We start from the raw sequence: 1,020 nt of genomic DNA, 5'->3' as shown, positions 1-1,020 counted from the left end.
CTTCGCGGGAGTGGGGGCGGGGGTTTTGTCGACAGTCCGTCGGGATTTCCGGGTGGGGAAGTCGGTCGGAAGTCGGACCGGGAGCTGGACGGGAAGTCGGACCGGAAGTCAGCGGAAGTCGGAGGGCTCACCGGTTCGGGTGACGGAGATATCCACAGGCCGTCCCGCATCCACAGTTTTCGACCAAGATCCACACGATTTCCCGGGCCGCCGCATCGTGATTCCACCGCGTCGGACAGGGCCGAGTTCCGGGCCCGTTCCGCTTTTCGGACGCGGGGGTGGCCGGTTTCCGTCCGGCCGCCGATGTCGGTCGATTGCGAGAAGGGGGAGGAAACCGTGTCCGGATCCGTCACACACGACCCGCCGTCCACAGCTCCGGGGCGGCCGGGCAGGCCGCTCATCGTCACCGAGGACGTGTGCCTGCTGGACGACCTGCTGCGGCNNTGCATCCCGCGCTGCCGCAGCGCCGGGGCATCTGGGAGTCCGCGCCGCTGATCCTCGTCGGCGACGACGCCGCCCGGCGCGTACGGCACTCCGCGCGCCGCAGGGGCGTCGTGCTCGTCGGGCGCGACCAGGACGACCCCGACGTGTGGCGGCTCGCCGTCGAGATCGGGGCCGACCACGTGCTGGTGCTGCCCGACGGGGAGCAGTGGCTCGTCGACCGGATCGCCGACGTCGCCGAGGGCGTGGGGCGGCCCGCCCTCACGGTCGGCGTCATCGGCGGGCGCGGGGGCGCCGGCGCCTCCACCCTCGCCTGCGCCCTAGCGGTGACCTCCGCGCGGGAAGGGCTGCGCACGCTCCTCGTCGACGCCGACCCGCTCGGCGGCGGGCTCGACGTCCTGCTCGGCGGGGAGACCGCGAAGGGGCTGCGCTGGCCCGCCTTCGCCGCCTCTCGGGGGCGGGTCGGCGGGGGCGCGCTGGAGGAGTCGCTGCCCGAGCTGCACGCGCTGCGGGTGCTCAGCTGGGATCGCGGGGACTGCGTCGCGGTCCCGCCGCAGGCCGTCCGCGCGGTCCTCGCCG

General features: G+C 74.2%; 1 pseudogene. It reads left to right on the top strand.

Going from position 1 to position 1,020, the window contains the following annotated elements:
* Positions 1 to 444: 444 nt before the first annotated feature.
* Positions 445 to 1,020: pseudogene (gene ssd, locus AOK24_RS52165) on the top strand (septum site-determining protein Ssd); the annotation flags it as partial.

This window comes from Streptomyces niveiscabiei, assembly GCF_001419795.1.
Taxonomy (GTDB): Bacteria; Actinomycetota; Actinomycetes; order Streptomycetales; family Streptomycetaceae; genus Streptomyces; species Streptomyces niveiscabiei.
This window is presented reverse-complemented; position numbering and strand designations above follow the sequence as displayed.